Genomic DNA, 17,392 nt, shown 5'->3' on the forward strand with positions numbered 1-17,392 from the left:
CGGTTCCTCGGCGCCGTTCAGGTCCGGGAGCAACGCCAGCGCGCGGGCCACCTCCGTCGTCGTGGTGCCGCCGTTCAGGCCGACCACGCTCCCCCGCGTCACCGCCGCCGCCGCGGCCCGGCCGATCCGCTCCTTCTCCGACGCCTGCCGTGCCGTCTTGTACCGCAGCGGCAGGTCGTAGGCCACGTTGTTGGCCACGGCGCCGCCCCGCGTCCTGGTCAGCAGCTGCTGCTCGGCCAGGTGGTCCAGGTCACGCCGGATCGTCGCGGCGGAGACCGACAGCTCACCGGCGACGTCGTCCACGTCCACCTTGCCCCGCTGCCCGAGCAGGTCGAGGAGGGTGCTCAGCCGCTCGTATCGATCCACATGCTGCAATGTAGCCCGGACTACCAGCGAAGGCGGTGACATGGACCGGCTCGTCGCGGCCATCGACGTCGGCGGGACGTCGATCAAGTCGGCTCTCGTGGCCGAGGACCTCCACGTGGTGCACACGCTGCGCACCCCGACCCGCCGGGTGGACGGCGCCGTCGACGCCGGCCAGATCGTCGAGCTGGTCGACGAGCTGCGTGCCAGGGCCGGGGACGCCACCGTCGTCGGCGCGGGCGTCGCGGCGCCGGGGATCATCGACGAGCGGCTCGGGGTGGCCCGCGCGGCGGTCAACCTCGGCTGGCGCGACCTGCCGCTGCGCCGGCTCGTCGCCGACGCCGCCGGGCTGCCCGTCGCGCTCGGCCACGACGTGCGGACCGGCGGGCTCGCCGAGTTCACCATCGGCGCCGCGACCGGGGTGCGCAACGCCATGTTCATGCCCATCGGCACCGGGATCGCGGCCGCGTTCCTCGTCGACGAGCACCGGCTCGACGCCGACGGGTACGCCGGCGAGATCGGGCACATCGTCGTCGACCCCGGCGGGGCGGTCTGCGGGTGCGGGACCCGCGGGTGCCTGGAGACGGTCGCGTCAGCCGCGTTCATCGCGCGGCACTACGCCGAACGCAGCGGCAGGCCGGTGACCAGGGCCGCCGACGTCGCGGCCGCGGTCGTCGCCGGCGACCCGGACGCGGTCGCGGTGTGGGACCGCGCGATCGACGGGCTCGCCTCGGCGCTGACCATCGCGATCACGTTGCTGGCGCCGGAGGTCATCGCGATCGGCGGCGGGCTGTCCGAGTCCGGCGACACGCTGCTCGCGCCGCTGCGGGAGTCGCTCGCCGGGCGGCTCGCGTTCCAGCGCGTGCCGACGCTCGTGCGGGCCGCGCTCGGCGACAACGCGGGCTGTATCGGCGCGGGGATCCTCGCCTGGCGGGCGGCGTCGTGATCCTGGTCGTCACGCTCGACGAGGACCTGGCCGTGGCACGGACGCTGCGTGGGCGCGGGCTCGACGTCATGGTCACCGGGCTCGTCCGCGACCCGGTCCTTCGCCGGGAGGCGCTGGCCGCGGGGTTGCGGGAGTCGCTGTTCGACCTGGCGGCCCCGGAGCTGTCCATCTCGGACTGGGCGGACTTCGTCGGCGGGTTCCACGCGCTCGCCGCGCGGGCGTCGGTCGTGGTGCTCGCCGGCGGCCTGCCGGCGAGGCTGCCGGATGACGCCTTCGCGCAGCTGGTCCGCGCGACCGGGACGCCGGTGGTCCTGTCCACCTCCGGTCCGCCACTGGCCGCCGGTGTCGCCGCGCGGCCGGCCGCCGTGGCCGCGAGCGTGGCCGAGCTGATCGACGCCGTGACCGACCTGGAGGAGCCCCCATGCTCACGCCGACCGCTGACATCGTCGACGCCGCCCGGCGCTCGGGCCATGGCGCCGGCGCGTTCAACGTGATCCAGCTCGAGCACGCGGAGGCCATCGTCGCGGGGGCCGAGAAGGCCGGGACACCGGTCGTGCTGCAGATCAGCGAGAACGCCGTGCGGTACCACGGTTCGCTGGAACCGTTGGGGCAGGCGGCTTTGGCGGTCGCGCGCGCGTCGTCCGCCCGGGTCGCCGTGCATCTGGACCACGCGACGGACGTCGCACTGGTGCGGCAGGCGGTTCGGCTGGGCTTCGGGTCGATCATGTACGACGCGTCGGTGATGCCCTATGCGGACAACGTGGCGGCGACCGCCGCCGTGGTGCGGGACTGCCACGAGCACGGGGTGTACGTCGAGGCGGAGCTGGGCGAGGTGGGCGGGAAGGACGGCGTACACGCGCCGGGCGTCCGCACCGACCCCGCGGAGGCGGCCACCTATGTCGCCGCCACCGGGGTCGACGCGCTGGCGGTCGCGGTGGGCACGTCGCACGCGATGCTGACGCGGGACGCGACCGTCGACCTCGGGCTGATCGAGCGGCTGGCGGCGGCCGTGCCGGTGCCGCTGGTGCTGCACGGGTCGTCCGGCGTGCCGGACGACGACCTGCGGCGCGCGGTGGCGGCCGGCATGGCGAAGGTGAACATCGCGACACAGCTGAACAAGGCGTTCACGGGTGCGGTCCGCGCGTTCCTGGCCGCGAACCCCTCGGTGGTGGACCCGAGGAAGTACCTCGGCGCCGGCCGGGCCGCGGTGACCGAGGAGGTCGCGAGGCTCCTCGCCATCCTCGCGAGTTGACACGCTATATGCCCATCGAGCTATATTGCCCTCATGGCATCAACGTTCGAGGTGCTGGCGGAGCCGCGGCGCCGGGAGATCCTCGATCTCCTGCGTGACGGGGAGCGGCTGGTCGGCGACCTGGTGGACCGGCTGGCGCTGACGCAGCCGACCGTGTCGAAGCATCTGAAGGTGCTGCGGGGCGCCGGCCTGGTCGAGGTCCGGCAGGACGCGCAGCGGCGCTGGTACCGGCTGCGCCCGACCCCGCTGGCCGAGATCGACCAGTGGCTCGCGCCGTACCGTCGCATGTGGACGAACAGCCTGGATGCCCTGGAACGCCACCTGGAGACGATGGGCGATGACTGAAGCGAACCTCACGTACGTCAACGGGGAGCCGACGCTGCGCTTCGAACGGCGGCTGCGCCACCCGCCCGCGAAGGTCTGGCGCGCGGTGACCGACCCCGCCGAGCTGAAGCACTGGTTCCCCGCCGCCGTCGAGACCGAGCTCCGCCCCGGGGCGCCGATGCGGTTCGTCTTCCCGGAGGAGGCGGTCGTGGACGGCGCGTGGGACGGCGAGGTGCTGGAGGTCGACGAGCCGAAGGTCTTCATGTTCCGCTGGCACCAGGACGTCCTCCGCATCGAGGTCATTCCCGACGGCGACGGCTGCACCCTCGTGTTCTCCCAGACGATCGGCGGCGGCCGGGCCGGCTTCCTCGCCGCGGGCCGCACGGCCGCGGGCTGGGACAGCTGCCTCGACCAGCTGGCCGCGCGGCTCGACGGCACCACCGTGCCGGCCCGCACGGACTGGGTGACCCCGATGGCGCACTACATCGAGAAGTTCGGCCTCGGCGACGGCACCGTCACGGCCACGACGGACGGCTACGAGCTGCGCTTCGCCCGCGACCTCGTGTGGCGCAAGCCGGCCGACACCTGGCCGGTGCTGACCAGGAGCCTCGAGACCGGCCACGTGACGAAAGAGGAGCCGCCGCGGGTCCTCGAGTACGAGTGGTCCCAGGGCGGCACGGTCCGCTGGGAGTTCGTGTCGGACCCGAAGCTCGGCGAGCGGGTCGAGCTGACGCACACCCTGCCCGCGACGCTGGCCGAGCTGCGACCGCTCGCCCTGGCGACCTGGCACCACCGCCTGGAGCTGTTCTTCGCCGCCGCCACGGGTGGCGTGGACGAATCCTGGTCCGAGGACCGGGTGGCGGAGCTGGTCAAGCACTACGCGTGAGCGGCGACCGCCTGCCGCCACAGCGTCAGGGCCTCGTCGATCTGGTCGGCGTTGACCACCAGCGGCGGGATCATGCGGACGACGTTGCCCGCCGCGCCGCAGGTCAGCAGCAACAGCCCGGCCGCGCAGGCGGCCTGCTGCACGCGGGCCGCCGCGCCGGGGTCCGGGTTGCCGTCGCGGTCGACGAACTCGTTGCCCAGCATTAGGCCGAGGCCACGCACGTCACCGATGGCCGGGGCGTCCGCGGCCACCTTCGCCAGACCCTCCCGCAGGCGGGCGCCCTGGGTCGCGGCGTTCTCCACCAGCCCCTCCGACCGGACCACGTCCAGGGTGGCGACGGCCGCGGCACACGCGACCGCGTTGCCGCCGTACGTGCCGCCCTGTGAGCCCGGCCAGGCCCTGGCCATCAGCTCCTCCGGCGCCGCGATCGCCGACAGCGGGAAGCCGCTGGCCAGACCCTTCGCCGTGATCAGGACGTCCGGACGGACATCGAAGTGGTCGAGGCCCCAGAACCGGCCGGTGCGGCCGAAGCCGGTCTGCACCTCGTCGATCACCAGCAGGATGCCGTGCCGGTCCGCGCGTTCCCGCAGGCCCCGCAGGAACGCCGTGTTCGCGGGCACGTACCCGCCCTCGCCGAGCACCGGCTCGACGAAGAACGCGGCGGTCTCGGCGGGGGCGGACAGCGTCTGCAGGGTGTAGTCCAGCTCGCGCAGCGCGAACCGGGTCGCCTCCTCCTCGGACCAGCCGTAGCGGTAGGCGGTCGGGAACGGCGACACGACCACGCCGCCCATCAGCGGCGCGAACCCGGCGCGGAACTTCGTCGCCGAGGTCGTCATCGAGGCCGCGCCGACCGTCCGGCCGTGGAAGGACCCGTGGAAGACCACGACGTTCGGCCGGGCGGTCGCCTGCCGGACCAGCCGCAGCGCCGCCTCGACGGCCTCGCTGCCGGAGTTCGCGAAGAACAGCCGGTCCAGACCGGCGGGGAGGACCTCGCCGAGCCGCTGGGTGAGGGTGAGCAGCGGCCGGTGCAGGACGGTCGTGTACTGGCCGTGGATGAGCCGGCCGGCCTGCTCGCGCACGGCCTCGACCACGCGCGGATGGCAGTGCCCGGTGCTCGTCACCCCGATGCCCGCCGTGAAGTCCAGGTAGCGGCGCCCGTCCTCGCCGTACAGGTACACACCCTCGCCGCGGTCGGCGAGCACCGGCGTCGCCTGCTTCAGGATCGGGGACAACTCGGCCATCTTCGCACCCTCCTCGTGGGGTCGTGGGCTGGACACTAGTGCCCCCTGGCCAGCCATTCGTCCAGGTGCGGGGCCTCGGCGCCGATCGTCGTGTCGTCGCCGTGGCCGGTGTGGACCACGGTCTCGGGCGGCAGTGTCAGCAGCCGGTCCCGGATCGAGTCGACGATCGTCGGGAAGTCCGAGTGGGACCGGCCGGTCGCGCCGGGACCGCCCTGGAACAGCGTGTCACCGGTGAACACCACGCCCAGGTCGGGCACGTGGAAGCACACGGCGCCGGGCGCGTGTCCCGGGGTGTGCAGCACCCGCACCTGTGTGCCGCCCACGTGCAGGACGTCGCCGTCGGCAAGGGTGCCCGCCGGCCTGTCGGTGTCGTGGGCGAGGCGCCACAGCACCTCGTCGGCCGGGTGCAGCAGCACCGGCGCGTCGACCAGCGCCGACAGCGCCGGCGCGGCGTTCACGTGGTCGTCGTGGGCGTGGGTGCAGGCGATGGCCAACACCTCGCGCTCCCCCACGGCGTCGGCGATGGCCTGCGCGTCGTGGGCGGCGTCGATCACCAGGACCTGGCTGTCGTCGCCCAGCAGCCAGACGTTGTTGTCCACCGCCCAGCTGCCGCCGTCGAGGTTGAACGTGCCGGAGGTGACGACCTTCTCGACGCGCATCTAGAAGACCACCACCGAGCGGAGGACGTCGCCGTGGTGCATCTTGGTGAACGCCTCCTCGACCTGGTCGAGCGCGATGGTCTCGGTGACGAACTTGTCGAGGTCCAGGCGCCCCTGCCGGTACAGGTCGACGAGGTACGGGAAGTCGCGCGAGGGCAGGCAGTCGCCGTACCAGCTGGACTTCAGCGAGCCGCCACGGGAGAAGAAGTCGAGCAGCGGCATCTCGAGGCGCATGTCCGGGGTCGGCACGCCGACCAGCACCACCGTGCCGGCGAGGTCGCGGGCGTAGAACGCCTGCTTCCAGGTCTCCGGCCGGCCGACCGCCTCGATGACGACGTCCGCGCCGAAGCCGCCGGTCAGCTCCTGGACCGCCTCGACGACGTCCTTCTCCCCGGCGTTGACCGTGTGGGTGGCGCCGAACCCCTTCGCCCACTCCAGCTTCCGGTCGTCCAGGTCCACCGCGATGATCTTCGTGGCGCCGGCGAGCCGGGCGCCGGCGATGGCCGCGTTGCCGACCCCGCCGCAGCCGATCACCGCGACGCTGTCGCCGCGGGTGACGCCGCCGGTGTTGACGGCCGCGCCGATGCCGGCCATGATCCCGCAGCCCAGCAGGCCGACGGCGGCCGGCGAGGCCTCCGGGTCGACCTTGGTGCACTGTCCACTGTGTACCAGGGTCTTCTCGACGAACGCCCCGATGCCGAGCGCCGGCGAGAGCTTCGTCCCGTCGGTGAGGGTCATGGGCTGGGAGGCGTTGAAGGTGGCGAAGCAGTACCAGGGACGGCCGCGGAGGCAGGCACGGCAGGTGCCGCAGACCGCGCGCCAGTTGAGGATCACGTAGTCACCGGGGGCGAGGTCGGTCACGCCCTCGCCGACCTGCTCGACGACCCCGGCCGCCTCGTGGCCGAGGAGGAACGGGTACTCGTCGTTGATCCCGCCCTCGCGGTAGTGCAGGTCGGTGTGGCACACGCCGCACGCCTGGATCTTGACCACGGCCTCGCCGGGCCCGGGATCCGGCACGACGATCGTCTCGATCTCGACCGGGGCGCCCTTGGACCTGGCGATGACACCCCGCACCTGCTGAGCCATGTGTCTTCCCTTCGCATGCGTCGCTGCTGATTAGTACTTCTACCAGCTTCGACGGCACGCTGAGGGAGGCCCCTCCGGGACATCTGACGTCCCGGAGGGATCGTAGGAAGCCCGACGTCGCCGGTCAGGGAGCCGTGGCGGCCGCGCCGTACACGGTCCGGACCAGGGAGTCGGGCTACACCAGCGGGAGCAGGGTCGGGCGCCAGACGCCGTCGTGGGCACGCGCGGTCGCCAGCCGTTCGGCCGGCACCTCCCCGTACGTCGTGGTGCGCTGGCGAGCGGGCCTGCCCGCGAGCGCCGCCAACCCCTCCAGGCCGGCGATCGTCTTGTAGCTGCCGTTCGCGGAGCCGGCCATGCGGCTGATCGTCTCCTCCATCAGCGTGCCGCCCAGGTCGTTCACCCCGCCCCGCAGCACGTCGACCACGCCGTCGTCGCCGAGCTTCACCCACGACGTCTGGATGTTGTCGATCCGGCCGTGCAGCAGCAGGCGGGCGAGCGCGTGCACCGCCCGGTTCTCCAGGTACGTGGGGCCCGGCCGCGCGATCCCCGCCAGGTACAGCGGCGCGTTCGTGTGCACGAACGGCAGCAGCACGAACTCCGAGAACCCACCCGTGCGGGCCTGGAGGTCGCGGAGCAGCTTGAGGTGCGCGACCCAGTGCGACGGGTTGTCCACGTGCCCGTACATCATCGTCGACGTGGTCGGCATGCCCAGCTCGTGCGCGGTCGTGACCACCTCGACCCACGCCGAGGTCGGCAGCTTCCCCTTGGTCAGCACCCACCGCACGTCGTCGTCCAGGATCTCCGCCGCCGTGCCGGGCAGCGAGTCCACCCCGGCCTCGCGGGCCGCGGTCAACCAGTCGCGGATGGACAGGTTCGTCCGGGACGCGCCGTTCACGACCTCCATCGGCGAGAAGGCGTGGACGTGCAGGCCGGGCGCCCGCCGCTTCACCTCGGCGGCGATGTCGAAGTACGCCGTGCCGGGCAGGTCCGGGTGGATCCCGCCCTGCATGCACACCTCGGTCGCGCCGACCTCCCACGCCTGCTCCGCGCGCTGCCCGACCTGCTCCAGCGACAGCGTGTACGCGTCGCTGTCCGTACGCCGCTGCGCGAACGCGCAGAACCGGCAGCCGGTGTAGCAGACGTTCGTGAAGTTGATGTTGCGCGTGACCACGTAGGTCACGTCGTCGCCGACGGTGTCCCGCCGGATGTCGTCGGCCAGGGCGGCCAACGCCTCGATCTCCTGGCCCTGCTCCGCGGACAGCAACGTGAGCGCGTCGGCGTCGGACAGTCCGGCCGGGTCGGCCTCCGCGTGCCGCAGCGCGGTCGCGAACTCGCCCCGCGTCGCCACGCCACGCATGGCACCCACCTGGGCACGCAGCTCGTCCCAGTCGCCGTACACGGAGTCGAAGTCCTCACGACGGTCCTCGGTGCGGCCGGCGGTGTCGATGGTGGTGTTCAGGTCGGTGCGGCCGGAGGAGACGAGCGCGACCTCCGGCTCCTGCCACGGCCGTCCCACGATCGAGGCGTCGGGATCGGCCAGGCCGGACGGGCCGGCCAGCGCGGCGATGTGCGGGGCCACCCGCGGGTCGATCCACGGCTCGCCCTGCGTCACGTACTCCGGGTAGATCGGCAACCGCTCGGCCAGCTCGAACCCGGCCGCCCGCGTGTGCTCCGCCAGCTCCGCCAGCCGCGGCCACGGGCGCTCGGGGTTCACGTGGTCGATCGTCAGCGGCGAGACGCCGCCCCAGTCGTCGATCCCCGCCCGCAGGAGCAGCTCGTACTCCCCCGCGATCAGGTTCGGCGGTGCCTGGATCCGCATCTTCGGTCCCAGCACCAGCCGCGCCACCGCGACGGTCGCGGCCAGCTCCTGGGCCTCGACGTCCGGCATGCCACGCATCGCGGTGTCCGGCTTGGCCCGGAAGTTCTGGATGATCACTTCCTGGATCGACCCGTACTGCCTGGCGACGCGCCGGATCGCGAACAGCGAGTCCACCCGCTCCGCCAGGGTCTCGCCGATGCCCAGCAGGATCCCGGTCGTGAACGGCACGTTCGAGCGGCCCGCGTCCTCCAGCACCCGCAGCCGGACGGCGGGCTCCTTGTCCGGCGACCCGTAGTGCGGGCCGCCCGGCTCCGACCACAGCCGCGTCGCCGTGGTCTCCAGCATCATGCCCATCGACGCCGACACCGGCTTCAGCCGCTGGAAGTCCTGCCAGGTCAGCACGCCCGGGTTCAGGTGCGGCAGCACACCCGTCTCCTCCAGGATCTTGACCGAGATCGCCCGGACGTAGGACAGCGTGTCCGGGTACCCGGCCTCCTCCAGCCAGGTCCGCGCCGCGTCCCAGCGGGCCTCGGGCTTGTCCCCGAGCGTGATCAACACCTCGCGGCACCCGGCCGCGGCGCCCTTGCGCGCGATGTCCAGTACCTCGTCCTCGGACAGGAACGCGGCCGGCAACCGGCCCGGCACCGTCGCGAACGTGCAGTAGTGACAGCGGTCGGCGCACAGCCTGGTCAACGGCACGAAGACGCTGCGGGAGTAGGTGATCGTCCGATCGCGACCGACGGCTTCGAGGCCCTGGTCCCGAACCCGCGACGCCGCCTCGAACAGCGCGTCCAGCTGCTCGCCTCTCGCGTGCAGCAGGGTCTCCGCCTCGGTCGCGTCGAGCGCGACACCGTCCCGCGCACGCCGCGACGCGCGGCGGATGGCCGACTCGCTGGGTACGAACCCGTCTGTCACTAGCTCCCCTTCCCAGGCGTCCAGCCCCCAAGCTAGCCGCCACCCATGACATTCGCGCACGTGATGTTCAGCCCAACCTCGCGGGCTCGCGGATCATTCCGATCGGTACGGAGTTGAGCAGCACTCGCGTCCGGCCGCAGGAACACCGCTGGTAGACCACCCATCCCTCGCTCGTGACATGGCTCGACGTCGTTTTCCAGCGATGTGTTCCGTTCATGCCACCCAGTCTGCTGTAATGCCCTTGTGCATTTGAACCCTTACGGCGAGGATCCCGTCCGGCTGGCCGTCGACCTCGTCAACTACCCACCCCGCACGGGCGCCGAGCTGGCCAGACGCTGCGTGACGGCCGGCGTGGTGGTCGACGTGGCGCCGACCGCGAGCGACCTGCACGAGACCGAACGGTTCCTCGCCCTGTGGCTCGGGGTGGTCGACGCCGAGTCGGCGGACGTGCGGGCCGAGCGGCTCAACCGCCTGCTCGCCCAGTCCGCGGCGTACCCGCGACTGTCCAACCACGCCGGCGACGGGTGGCACATCCACTACCGCGACTCGGACCTGCCGCTCGCGGGCGTGCTGCGCGCGCTGATCACCGTGGGCACCGCGCTGCACCTGACCGGCCGCGGCATGACGCGGCTGCGCCGGTGCGCCCTCGATGAGTGCCGCGCCCCGTTCGCCGACTTCAGCCGGGGTGGGACGCAGCGGTACTGCTCGCCCTCCTGCGCCAACCGCGACGCCGTGCGCCGGCACCGGGCCAAGAAGCTGGCCTAGCTTTCGCGGAGCTCGAGGAGCCTCGACGCATACGACCGACGACGTAGGCGCGAAGCCCACCGTGAGGCGACGACCTCGCGGCCGAACCCCAGCACACTGACGACCATGTTGAGCCGCATCCTGAGCTCCCTGAAGGAATCCTGGCGCGACGGCGCCCGCGTCGAGCGCGTCGCGTTCATCGTCGGGGCGGTGTTGTTCGCCGGCGGCCTGGCCCACGTGGTCGTCCTGCTCGTCACGGGCGGCAGCTGGACCGGGCCGACGTCGCTGCGCAAGGCCGCGACCTTCGGTCTCTCGTTCGGACTGACGCTGGCCACGGTCGCGTGGACCAGCCAGCTCATCCCGCTGACCGGGCGCGCCCGGGGCGTCCTGCTCGGCGCGTTCACCGCCGTGTCGGTGGTCGAGACCGCGCTGGTGTCCATGCAGGCGTGGCGCGGTGTGCCGTCGCACTTCAACTTCGAGACCGGCTTCGACACCGCGGTGTCTATGACGCTCGCAGCCGGCGGGTTCGTCATCATCGTGACGATCATCGGCATGACGCTCGCGGCGTTCCGTGCCGGGCGCCGGCAGACCCCGGCGATGCGGCTCGCGTTGCGGTTCGGGTTCGCGACGTTGCTCGTCGCGCTGGCGGCCGGCGCGGCCATGATCGCGACCGGATCGGTCGCGGCCCGCGGGCCGCATCCCTCGATCGCGTACCAGACGGCCGGCTTTCTGAAGCCCGCGCACGCCGTCACCATGCACGCGGTCCTCGTGATTCCCGCGCTCGCCTGGCTCCTCTCATTCACCCGTTGGGGTGAGAATCAGCAAACAAAAATTGTCCGCCTCGGTATTGTCGGGTACGCGGTCCTGGCCACGGTAATCATCGTCGAGTCGGTCACGCACACCTCACCACTGACCGCTCCGCCGCTGGCCATCGCGGTTTCCGGACTCGGACTGGCCGCGCTCGTGGTCGCCGCGGGGCTGGGTGTTTACGGCATCCTCAGGCGGCCAACACCGCGATAACCAACAGCTCGGATCAATACACTGACCTTGTGCCAGTGCGGAAGTCGAAGACAGGAAGAACCCAGCAGGAGCGCAGCACCGCGATGCGGCGGCGGCTCCTCGACGCGACCGTCGACAGCTTAGTTCGCTACGGCTACGCGGGCACGACCACGACCAGAGTCACCGAGCTGGCCGGGGTGACGCGTGGTGCGCAGGTACACCATTTCCCCACTCGTGCGGACCTGGTCGCCGCCGCCGTGCGGCACCTCGCCACGAAACGGGCGGAGCTCGCGTTCGAGCGGATCGACGAGGTTCGCGAGGCGCCCGACCCGCTGGAGGCCGCACTCGAGTTACTGTGGGAAATCCACCAGGGGCCGATCAACTACGCCACGATCGAGATGTGGGTGGCCGCGCGAACCGATCCCGAGTTGCGTGAGCAGCTGACCCGGGTGGAACCGGGGGCACGCGCGTCCCTCATCGAGTTCGCCGAGGCCGCGTTCGGCGAGTACGCCACGAACCCGCGATTCCGGCACATCATGTACACGGCAATGGACGCGATCCGCGGAATTCTGCTGATGGGACTGTCCGACGAGGACACGACCAATATGCAGAAACGGTGGCACCGCGCGAAGGCCGATCTCCGGGAACTGATCGACGTGGTGCTTCCGCGCAATCAGGGGCGCATCAGCGGGGCGAGATAGGCACGGGCGAAGGCACGCACCTCCTCGTCGGTGCCGAGCGGGATGGCGCTGTCGGGCATCAGCGTGAACGAGATGGCGAGCCGCACGAACAGCTCCGCCACACCGGCCGGTGTGCGGTCGCGCACCGGCTCGTCGGAACCTCCCTGCCGCACGAGGAAGTCCCGTGCGGCGGCGACCACGAGCGCGCCGTTGGTGGTGAGGTAGGGCAGCAACGCCTCGGCGTCCGAGGCGAGCAGGCGGTTGAGCAGCCGGTCGGCACGCGCGTAGCGGACCCCGACCACGAAGCCCTCGACGAGCCGCGCTTCGACGGTGGACACGTTCGCGACGGCGTCCGCGATGCTGCCGAAGAACCGCCGGCACTCGCGGACGAGAACGGCCTGCACGAGCGCGTCCTTGTCCCTGAAGCGCCGGTAGAGCGTGGCCCGCGAGACCCCCGCCCGCCGGGCGACGACGTCGACGGCGGTGCGCCGCAGCCCGTAGGCGAGGAACTCCTCGAGCGCGGCATCGACGATGGACTCGCCGACGTCGTCGGTGTCCGGGTCGGCGAGTACGAGGTCGAGCAGCGAGCTCATCCGAGGGGCCCGATCCCGACCCGTTGGTAGCCGGCGCGGGCTCGGGCGGTGTAGCGGAGGCGGGCCGGCAGCACGGGCCACGTCTTGCGGATCACCTGGCGAACCCGCTGGTGACGGCGCTCGTCCCGGTCGGTCCACCGCTCACCGATCATGTCCCGCACCACGGGCGGCAGCGTACCGACGGCGTGCCACCAGAGCGGCTTGGCGGAGGGCTTGCGCGCGACCCGGTAGAGCGCGGCGGGCACGAGCGGGAAGCTCTCGGGCGGTTCCTTGGCGAACTGGACGAGGCGGGCCGCCGCCGGCGTGATCTCCAGGCGCTCGTGGCACATCGTGTCGAACCAGCGCTGGAAGCTCGGCCAGTCGGTCGGCATGACCCGCTCGCTGACGCCGTAGGCGCGGTAGACGGTGCAGCCCTCCTGGTAGAGCTGCTCCTTCTCGCCGTCGGACATCGGGTGGTCGTACATGTCGATCATCTGGAACAGCGCGTCGAAGATCGTGGCGTGCGCCCAGAAGTAGGTCTCCGGGTCGAGTGCGTGGTAGCGGCGGTCATGGGCGTCGGTGCCCTTGATGTGGTGGTGGAAGTCGCGGATCCTGCGCGCGGTGCGGTCGCCGTCCGGGTAGTCGAAGGTGACCCCCTGGATCTCGGGCACGGACCTGAGAACCCGCTCCCACGGCTCGTCGAAGAAGTCCGAGTGGTACTGCACACCCGCACCCAACCCAGGATGCATCAACTGCAGCAACCCAGCCTTGACCAGCAACAAATACCCCCGCACCTCACCCGCATACCGCCAGTGCAACGTCCCAGGCCCCACCCGCACCCCGCCCTCAGCCCCCACACCCTCACCCATACCCCACTCCTAAAGTACGATGAGACACTCCTGCCTCTTTGTATCACACCGCGAGTCCCGCGTTGAGACACACCGAGTCCCGCGTTCGCACATACCGAGTCGCGGTTTCATGCATACCCAGTCGCGGTTTTCGTGCGCACGGCCAAGATCAGCACGAAACCGCGACTCAGGGTGCGTGAACGCGGGACTCGCTATGGCTGAACGCGGGACTCGCGGTGTTTGGACGCGGGACTCGCTATGGGTGGGCGCGGGACTCGCGGAGGGTGCGGCTGCGGCCACGGAACTCGGCTATCACGTCGTCGGCTCGGGTGATGGTTACGTCGTAGATGCCGCTGCGGCCGTAGGTGACTCGTTCGACCGCGCGTGCTTCCAGCTCGTCGCCCAGCTTGGCCGACGCCACGAACGTGATGTCGGCGCCGGCGGCCACCGTGACCGGGCCGTGACTGTTGCAGGCGCAGGCGAACGCCGTGTCGGCCAGCAGGAACACGTAACCGCCGTGGGCCAGCGCGTGGCCGTTGACCATCGTGTCGGTGACCGTCATGCGGACGGTCGCGAAGCCGGCGCCGGCGTCGACCAGGCGCATGCCCAGCGACCGCGACGCCAGGTCGTCGTCGAGCATGCGTCGAACCGAATCGGGCACCGGCACGTGCGCCTCCAGTAGGACTCGAGCGGACATCTTCGCTGGTGGGATATCACATCTGTGGAGACCTGCGCCACATCAGTTGCACGACCGAAAGTAGGACATCAAACTATTCTTATGCCCGAGAAGACACCGTTGCACCGGCCGACGCACCCGGTGCGCTTCGTGACCGCGGCCAGCCTGTTCGACGGGCACGACGCCGCGATCAACATCATGCGCCGCATCCTGCAGTCGCAGGGCGCCGAGGTCATCCACCTCGGCCACAACCGCTCGGTGCGTGAGGTCGTCCGCGCCGCCGTCCAGGAGGACGTCCAGGGCGTCGCCATCAGCGCCTACCAGGGCGGGCACGTCGAGTACTTCACCTACCTGGTCGAACTGCTCCGCGAACAGGGCGCCGGCCACATCAAGGTCTACGGAGGTGGCGGCGGCGTCATCGTCCCGGAGGAGATCGCGCTGCTGCACGAACGCGGCGTCGCGCGGATCTTCTCCCCCGAGGACGGGCAGCGGCTCGGGCTCGCGCGCATGATCAACACGATGATCGAGTCCTGCGACCACGACCTCGCCGACCGCGCGCGGCCCACCGTCGACGAGTTGGTCAGCGGGCGCCACGACATCCTGGCCCACACGATCACGGCCATCGAGGCGGGCCGCCTGGACGACCACACCGTGACCGCCATCCGCGACGTGGCGGCCAAGCGGTCCGTGCCGGTCCTCGGCATCACCGGCACCGGCGGCTCGGGCAAGTCCTCGCTCACCGACGAGCTCGTCCGGCGGTTCCGCGTCGACCAGCAGGACAAGCTGCGCATCGCGGTCATCGCCATCGACCCCACCCGCCGCAAGGGCGGCGGCGCGCTGCTCGGCGACCGGATCCGGATGAACTCGCTCGGCGGCGCCGGCGGTGACGACCCCGGCCCCGTCTACTTCCGGTCCATGGCCACCCGCGGCGCGGCCACCGAGGTGCCGGACGGCCTCACCGACGCCATCGCCGCGTGCAAGGCGGCGGGCAACGACATGGTCATCGTCGAGACCCCGGGGATCGGCCAGGGCGACGCGGCGATCGTGCCGTTCGTCGACAGCTCGCTGTACGTGATGACGCCCGAGTTCGGCGCCGCCTCCCAGCTCGAGAAGATCGACATGCTGGACTTCGCGGACGCCGTCGCCATCAACAAGTTCGAGCGGCGCGGCGCGGAGGACGCCCGGCGCGACGTCGCCCGCCAGCTCGTCCGCAACCGCGAGGCCTTCGGCGCGTCCTGGCAGGACATGCCGGTGTTCGGCACCAGCGCCGCGACCTTCAACGACGACGGCGTCACCGCGCTGTACCACCACGTGCGCGACGTGCTGACCGAGGGCGGGCTGCCAGTCAGCGAGCCGACGCTCGCACCCGTCGACGGCCGGGTGTCCACCCGCGCGGCCACCATCGTGCCGCCGCAGCGGGCACGCTACCTCGCCGAGATCGCCGAGACCGTTCGTCAGTATCACAATGAGACGGACACGCAGGTCACCGCCGTGCGCGAGCACGCCGCGCTCGGCACGGCCCGCGACGCGCTGGACAGGGCGGGCGCCCCGACCGAGGACCTCGACAAGCTCCTGACGGAGGCCGGGCGCCGCGTCGCACGGGACACCGAGGACCTGCTCGAACGGCACCACAAGCTGGCCGAGGACTACGCGGGCGAGGAACTGGTCGTCAAGGTCCGCGACAAGGAGCTGCACACCCAGCTCTGGCGTGAAACCCTTTCCGGCACAAGGGTTCCGCGCGTCGCGCTCCCCCGGTTCGACGACGGCGGCTCGCTGCTTCGCTTCCTGCGCAAGGAGAACCTGCCCGGCTACTTCCCGTTCACGGCCGGCGTGTTCCCGTTCAAGCGTGACGGCGAGGACCCGGCCCGCATGTTCGCCGGCGAGGGCGACGCGTACCGCACGAACCGCCGTTTCCGTTACCTGTCCGAGGGTTCCGCGGCCACGCGGCTGTCCACGGCGTTCGACTCGGTGACCCTGTACGGGCACGACCCGGACACCCCGCCGGACATCTACGGCAAGGTCGGCACCTCCGGGGTCTCGATCGCGACGCTCGACGACATGAAGGCGCTCTACGACGGCTTCGACCTCACCGCGCCGACCACGTCCGTGTCGATGACGATCAACGGCCCGGCGCCGACGATCCTCGCGTTCTTCCTGAACACGGCCATCGACCAGACCGTCGACAAGTTCGCCGCCGAGCACGGCCGCCAGCCGACGCCCGAGGAGCACGAGGAGTTGGCGGCATGGACGCTCGCCAACGTCCGCGGCACCGTGCAGGCCGACATCCTCAAGGAGGACCAGGGCCAGAACACGTGCATCTTCTCCACCGAGTTCTCCCTGCGGATGATGGCGGACATCCAGGAGTGGTTCATCACCAACAAGGTCCGCAACTTCTACTCGGTGTCGATCTCGGGGTACCACATCGCGGAGGCCGGCGCGAACCCCATCAGCCAGCTCGCGTTCACGCTGGCCAACGGGTTCACCTACGTCGAGTCCTACCTCGCGCGCGGCATGGACATCGACGACTTCGCGCCCAACCTGTCGTTCTTCTTCTCCAACGGCCTCGACGCCGAGTACAACGTGATCGGCCGGGTCGCGCGGCGGATCTGGGCCGTGGCCATGCGGGAGCGCTACGGGGCGAACGAGCGGTCGCAGAAGTTCAAGTACCACGTGCAGACCTCCGGCCGGTCACTGCATGCGCAGGAGATGCACTTCAACGACATCCGCACCACGCTGCAGGCGCTGTGCGCGCTGTACGACAACTGCAACTCGTTGCACACCAACGCCTTCGACGAGGCGATCACCACCCCGACGGAGTCGTCCGTCCGCCGCGCGATGGCCATCCAGCTGATCATCAACAAGGAGTGGGGCCTGTCGAAGAACGAGAACCCGCTGCAGGGCTCGTTCGTCATCGACGAGCTGACCGACCTGGTCGAGGAGGCCGTGCTCACCGAGTTCGAGCGGCTGAGTGAGCGCGGCGGCGTGCTGGGCGCGATGGAGACCGGCTACCAGCGCGGTCGCATCCAGGACGAGTCGATGCTCTACGAGCAGCGCAAGCACGACGGCTCGCTGCCGCTGATCGGCGTCAACACGTTCCTGCCGTCGAAGGGCGGAGAGGGCGCTGACGAGGACCGCACCATCGAGCTGGCCAGGGCGACCGAGGACGAGAAGCGGTCGCAGGTCGACCGGACGCGGGCGTACCAGGCCGAGCACGCCACCGAGGCCGAGGAGGCGTTGCGCCGGTTGCGGACGGCCGTCGCCGAGGACCGTAATGTGTTCGGTGAGTTGATGGCCGCGGCCAGGGTGTGCACGCTGGGACAGGTGACCGATGCGTTCTTCGAGGTCGGCGGCCAGTACCGGCGCAACGTGTGACGGAGGGGTT

The 17,392-nt window shown here is 71.1% G+C and carries 17 protein-coding genes; 9 read left to right on the forward strand and 8 right to left on the reverse strand.

The genetic code is table 11. The annotated features are described in order from the left end of the window. Positions 1 to 366 (reverse strand): DeoR/GlpR family DNA-binding transcription regulator (locus VET29_RS42635; RefSeq protein WP_324932808.1); only part of this gene is annotated, 366 nt, incomplete at its 3' end. Positions 367 to 406: 40 nt separating this feature from the next. Between VET29_RS42635 and VET29_RS42640 the strand changes: the two genes are divergently transcribed. The 5 genes from VET29_RS42640 to VET29_RS42660 are packed head-to-tail and all read left to right on the forward strand — an operon-like array spanning position 407 to position 3,771. Further along, a complete protein-coding gene (locus tag VET29_RS42640) occupies positions 407 to 1,309 on the forward strand; it encodes an ROK family protein (protein WP_324932811.1) in 903 nt (300 codons plus the stop codon). After that, positions 1,306 to 1,803 (forward strand): hypothetical protein, encoded by a 498-nt coding sequence (locus VET29_RS42645; protein WP_324932814.1) that lies wholly within the window; start codon positions 1,306 to 1,308, stop codon positions 1,801 to 1,803. The genes VET29_RS42640 and VET29_RS42645 overlap by 4 nt, the downstream gene beginning before the upstream one ends. Next, positions 1,731 to 2,561 (forward strand): class II fructose-bisphosphate aldolase, encoded by an 831-nt coding sequence (locus VET29_RS42650; protein ID WP_324932816.1) that lies wholly within the window; start codon positions 1,731 to 1,733, stop codon positions 2,559 to 2,561. Before VET29_RS42645 ends, VET29_RS42650 begins: the two co-directional genes overlap by 73 nt. Positions 2,562 to 2,594: 33 nt before the next feature. After that, positions 2,595 to 2,906 carry a metalloregulator ArsR/SmtB family transcription factor gene (locus VET29_RS42655; RefSeq protein ID WP_324932819.1) on the forward strand — a complete coding sequence of 104 codons (312 nt, stop codon included), beginning with the start codon at positions 2,595 to 2,597 and terminating at the stop codon, positions 2,904 to 2,906. Further along, a complete protein-coding gene (locus tag VET29_RS42660; protein ID WP_324932822.1) occupies positions 2,899 to 3,771 on the forward strand; it encodes an SRPBCC family protein in 873 nt (290 codons plus the stop codon). Before VET29_RS42655 ends, VET29_RS42660 begins: the two co-directional genes overlap by 8 nt. Here VET29_RS42660 and VET29_RS42665 read toward each other — a convergent pair. The 4 genes from VET29_RS42665 to VET29_RS42680 form a co-directional block, all read right to left on the reverse strand. Beyond that, positions 3,762 to 5,012, reverse strand: coding sequence for an aspartate aminotransferase family protein (locus VET29_RS42665; protein ID WP_324932824.1), 1,251 nt, complete (start codon positions 5,010 to 5,012; stop codon positions 3,762 to 3,764). The genes VET29_RS42660 and VET29_RS42665 overlap by 10 nt on opposite strands. 35 nt (positions 5,013 to 5,047) lie before the next feature. Continuing rightward, a complete protein-coding gene (locus VET29_RS42670) occupies positions 5,048 to 5,671 on the reverse strand; it encodes an MBL fold metallo-hydrolase (protein ID WP_324932827.1) in 624 nt (207 codons plus the stop codon). Next, positions 5,672 to 6,757: an S-(hydroxymethyl)mycothiol dehydrogenase gene (locus VET29_RS42675; RefSeq protein ID WP_324932830.1), complete on the reverse strand. Its 1,086-nt coding sequence runs from the start codon at positions 6,755 to 6,757 to the stop codon at positions 5,672 to 5,674. 175 nt (positions 6,758 to 6,932) lie between these two features. Continuing rightward, on the reverse strand, positions 6,933 to 9,491 hold the full coding sequence (locus VET29_RS42680) for a bifunctional FO biosynthesis protein CofGH (RefSeq protein WP_324932833.1): 2,559 nt from the start codon (positions 9,489 to 9,491) through the stop codon (positions 6,933 to 6,935). A gap of 243 nt (positions 9,492 to 9,734) precedes the next feature. On the opposite strand from VET29_RS42680, the gene VET29_RS42685 reads away from it, so the two are divergent. From VET29_RS42685 to VET29_RS42695, 3 genes are all read left to right on the forward strand, one after another. Beyond that, positions 9,735 to 10,256 (forward strand): CGNR zinc finger domain-containing protein, encoded by a 522-nt coding sequence (locus tag VET29_RS42685; RefSeq protein ID WP_324932836.1) that lies wholly within the window; start codon positions 9,735 to 9,737, stop codon positions 10,254 to 10,256. Positions 10,257 to 10,361: 105 nt separating this feature from the next. After that, positions 10,362 to 11,255, forward strand: a complete 894-nt coding sequence (locus VET29_RS42690) for a hypothetical protein (protein WP_324932839.1) — start codon at positions 10,362 to 10,364, stop codon at positions 11,253 to 11,255. 29 nt (positions 11,256 to 11,284) lie between these two features. Beyond that, on the forward strand, positions 11,285 to 11,935 hold the full coding sequence (locus VET29_RS42695; RefSeq protein ID WP_324932842.1) for a TetR/AcrR family transcriptional regulator: 651 nt from the start codon (positions 11,285 to 11,287) through the stop codon (positions 11,933 to 11,935). On the opposite strand, the gene VET29_RS42700 is transcribed toward VET29_RS42695, so the two are convergent. The 3 genes from VET29_RS42700 to paaI all read right to left on the reverse strand — a co-directional run bounded on the left by VET29_RS42700 (position 11,908) and on the right by paaI (position 13,974). Further along, positions 11,908 to 12,507, reverse strand: coding sequence for a TetR/AcrR family transcriptional regulator (locus tag VET29_RS42700; protein ID WP_324932845.1), 600 nt, complete (start codon positions 12,505 to 12,507; stop codon positions 11,908 to 11,910). The two genes, VET29_RS42695 and VET29_RS42700, sit on opposite strands and share 28 nt — an antisense overlap. Beyond that, positions 12,504 to 13,355 (reverse strand): oxygenase MpaB family protein, encoded by an 852-nt coding sequence (locus tag VET29_RS42705; RefSeq protein ID WP_324932848.1) that lies wholly within the window; start codon positions 13,353 to 13,355, stop codon positions 12,504 to 12,506. Before VET29_RS42705 ends, VET29_RS42700 begins: the two co-directional genes overlap by 4 nt. Positions 13,356 to 13,590: 235 nt before the next feature. Further along, complete coding sequence (gene paaI, locus VET29_RS42710) at positions 13,591 to 13,974, reverse strand: hydroxyphenylacetyl-CoA thioesterase PaaI (RefSeq protein ID WP_324932852.1); 384 nt, start codon at positions 13,972 to 13,974, stop codon at positions 13,591 to 13,593. 138 nt (positions 13,975 to 14,112) lie between these two features. Here paaI and icmF point away from each other — a divergent pair, with 138 nt between their 5' ends. Continuing rightward, positions 14,113 to 17,382, forward strand: a complete 3,270-nt coding sequence (gene icmF / locus VET29_RS42715) for a fused isobutyryl-CoA mutase/GTPase IcmF (RefSeq protein ID WP_324932855.1) — start codon at positions 14,113 to 14,115, stop codon at positions 17,380 to 17,382. Positions 17,383 to 17,392 lie beyond the last annotated feature (10 nt).

The organism is Actinophytocola sp., assembly GCF_035634895.1.
Lineage (GTDB): Bacteria > Actinomycetota > Actinomycetes > Mycobacteriales > Pseudonocardiaceae > Actinophytocola.